Source organism: Plesiomonas sp., assembly GCF_051650925.1.
GTDB lineage: Bacteria > Pseudomonadota > Gammaproteobacteria > Enterobacterales > CAMTGL01 > Plesiomonas.
Window position 1 is genome coordinate 1 of the sequence record NZ_JBOFRH010000541.1, and the last position, 3235, is coordinate 3235.

General features: G+C 48.2%; 3 protein-coding genes. 2 read left to right on the forward strand and 1 reads right to left on the reverse strand.

The genetic code is table 11. The features are described from left to right. A partial coding sequence (locus ACRC27_RS12850) for a carbohydrate-binding protein (RefSeq protein WP_438640053.1) occupies positions 1-476 on the forward strand: 476 nt, incomplete at its 5' end. 123 nt (positions 477-599) lie between these two features. Here ACRC27_RS12850 and metR read toward each other — a convergent pair. Next, positions 600-1514 (reverse strand): HTH-type transcriptional regulator MetR, encoded by a 915-nt coding sequence (metR, locus tag ACRC27_RS12855; RefSeq protein ID WP_438640054.1) that lies wholly within the window; start codon positions 1512-1514, stop codon positions 600-602. Between the two features lie 102 nt (positions 1515-1616). On the opposite strand from metR, the gene metE reads away from it, so the two are divergent. Continuing rightward, the coding region (gene metE, locus ACRC27_RS12860; RefSeq protein WP_438640055.1) for a 5-methyltetrahydropteroyltriglutamate--homocysteine S-methyltransferase at positions 1617-3235 on the forward strand (1619 nt) is incomplete at its 3' end.

The window sequence follows — 3235 nt, forward strand, 5'->3', positions numbered from 1 at the left end:
TAACTTTCAGTGCATCAGCAGGCACAGTGGTCAGCACGACCAATAAAGCAACTATGACCTATCAGGCACCTGTTTCAGCACAAGATCAGAGTGTGACAATTAATGTGACTGTCAGTGATGGCGTGAATAAAGTGGTACAGCCTGTAATCGTTAATATTAAAGGGACAGGAACACCGCTGCCAACCACACCAAAAGCGTGGGATGTCAGCAGTATTTATCAAGCCAATGATCTGGTCTCGTATAACGGGGTGCAGTACAAAGCTCAATGGTGGACAAAAGGGGAAACGCCGGGAAGCAGTTCAGTATGGCTGAAAGTGACAACTGACAGTGGCTCGACAACGGGGCCTGCAGCATGGTCAGCCGATATTGCCTATACCACTGGCCAGACAGTGACTTATCAAAATAGCAGTTATAAAGCAAAGTGGTGGACGAAAGGTGAAATCCCGACCACATCAGCAGCATGGCAGAAGCTGTAAATACTGAGCTATACAAGCGTGCTAATTCAAGTACGCATTAGATCAAATAAATGAAAGCAAGCCATAACACGGTAAGGTAGTAGGGCATTCCGTGTTATGGTTTTTTTATTTTAATTCAATATTTTACGTATTAATGCGTTTAATGCCAGGTAAGTGCCCCATTTGAGCGCGTGTACAACGTAAGAAGTGCTGAATAGCTTGGTCATGTTGTTCGTTACAGCGTACTCCGGCATACAGTCTTCGCCATAACCCTTTTTCACCAATTGATTTGGTGCACAACAAGCCTTGTTGTTCTACATCAAATACAGCCCAGTGCGGCAGTGCAGCAACCCCCATTCCAGCGGCAACCATCTGAATTTGCAATAATGTGCTATCTACAGTTTTTAGTTTCGGCTGAATATTTGCCGGTTGTAAGAAGCGCCGCCATGCATCTAAACGCTGTTTTTGTACCGGATAAACCAGCAATGTCTCGGTTTCAAAATCGGCAGCGGCAAGTGAGGATTTTCCGGCCAGCCGATGTTGTGGTGAGATAATCCAGCGCATTTCAAAGTCAAATAAGGGGGCAAAAAAGAGGTCGGCTCTGGGCTGAATATCACTGGTGATCACCAGATCCAACTCCCCCTGTGCCAATAAAGGTTGCGGATCAAAAGTGGTTGCGGCGGTAAAGTTCAGATCGGTATGTGGCCATGACTCTTTAAACTGTGTCAAGGCAGGAGTCAGCCACTGTATGCAGCTATGGCATTCAATTGCTAACTTCAAGCTTGCCCGAATTTGGGTGTCATTGGCGGTAATCTGATTTTCGACATGCTGAATCTTTGGCAAGATCTCTTTAGCCAGATCCAGCAGCAAAGTGCCCTGCGGCGTGAACTTGATTGGCTGACTTTTACGGATAAACAACAGGTGCCCTAATCGCTGCTCAAGGTCGGCAATCTGGTGTGAGAGCGCCGATTGTGTTTGGTGCAAGACTATCGCCGCACGGGTCAGGCTTCCCTGTTCATGTAAAACACTCAGGGTGGTTAAGTGGCGTAATTCGATCATGAATTCCCTTCATAATGCAGATGAACAACTTCCGGTTGTTGAGATCACTCTAACGGTCAATTATAGATGTGTAAACATCTGGATGGCCAAATGGAGAAGATTATGAGCATTATCAGTCATACCCTCGGATTCCCGCGTGTTGGTTTGCACCGTGAACTGAAAAAAGCACAAGAACAGTATTGGGCTGGAGACATCAGTCAGCAAGCTCTGCTCGATACTGGTAAAACCTTGCGTGCCAGACACTGGGCCGCGCAGAAAAACGCCGGAATTGATCTGCTTCCTGTTGGTGATTTTGCATGGTATGACCATGTGCTGACCACCAGCTTGTTGGTGGGTAATGTACCGCAACGCCACTTACGTGCCGATGGCCGTGTTGATCTTGATACCTTATTCCGCGTGGCCCGTGGCCGTGCTCCGAGTGGTCATCAGGCTGCTGCGGGTGAAATGACCAAATGGTTCAACACTAACTACCACTATATCGTACCTGAGTTTTATCAGAATCAGCGTTTTTGCCTGACATGGACACAGTTACTCGATGAAGTTGATGAAGCGTTGGCGCTTGGCCACAAAATCAAACCGGTTCTGCTTGGGCCGTTAACCTACCTATGGCTAGGTAAAGTCAAAGGTGATGCGTTTGATAAACTTAGCCTGTTGCCCGCACTGCTTACGGTATACCAGCAAGTGTTGAATTTGCTGGCGCAAAAAGGGGTTGAGTGGGTACAGATTGATGAGCCTGCGTTGGTGCTTGATCTGCCTGCTGAATGGTTAACGGCTTATCACTGTGCTTATACAACCTTGAGTAAAACGCCGATTAAACTGCTGTTAAGTACTTATTTTGGTGGGATAAACCACAACCTTGCGGCTGTCGCCACACTGCCGGTTGCGGGCTGGCATCTTGATACAGTGCAGGGAAGTGATGATCTTGCCACACTGATAGCACAATTGCCAAAAGACGCTGTGATTTCGCTCGGTGTTATCAATGGCCGTAATATTTGGCGGGCTGATTTGGCAGCTAAATGGCAGCAATTACAGCCATTATTGGCCTCGTTAGAGGGTCGTTTATGGCTCGGCACGTCGTGCTCTTTATTGCACTCACCGGTTGATGTTGAAGCTGAAACTAAGCTTGATCCTGAAATAAAAAGCTGGCTGGCATTCGCACAGCAAAAATGTCAGGAGCTGACGCTGCTGACACAAGCACTCAATCAACCAACAGATATTCAGTTGCAGTCATTGCTGGTGGAGTACAGCGCACCGGTGCGCGCACGGGCAACATCAACACGGGTCAATAATCTGGCCGTTCAGCAGCGAGTTGCTGCGTTACGTACTGAGGATGCAGAGCGTGCTGCGCCTTATGCAGTACGTGCGCAAGAGCAAAAAAGGCGTTTCCCTTTACCGGCATGGCCGACGACAACTATCGGCTCTTTCCCACAAACCTCGGCTATTCGTACATTGCGGCGCGATGCAAAAAAAGGGCAGATCAGTGCTGCGCAGTATCAGGCTGGGTTAGAAACTGAAATTGCACGGGCAGTGTCAGAGCAGGAGCTTATCGGCCTTGATGTGTTGGTGCACGGCGAAGCCGAGCGTAATGATATGGTGGAGTACTTTGGTGAATTGCTTGAAGGGTTTGCCTTTACACAAAATGGTTGGGTACAAAGCTACGGCTCACGCTGTGTTAAGCCGCCGATTGTGGTGGGTGATATTTCACGGCCGAATGCGATGAC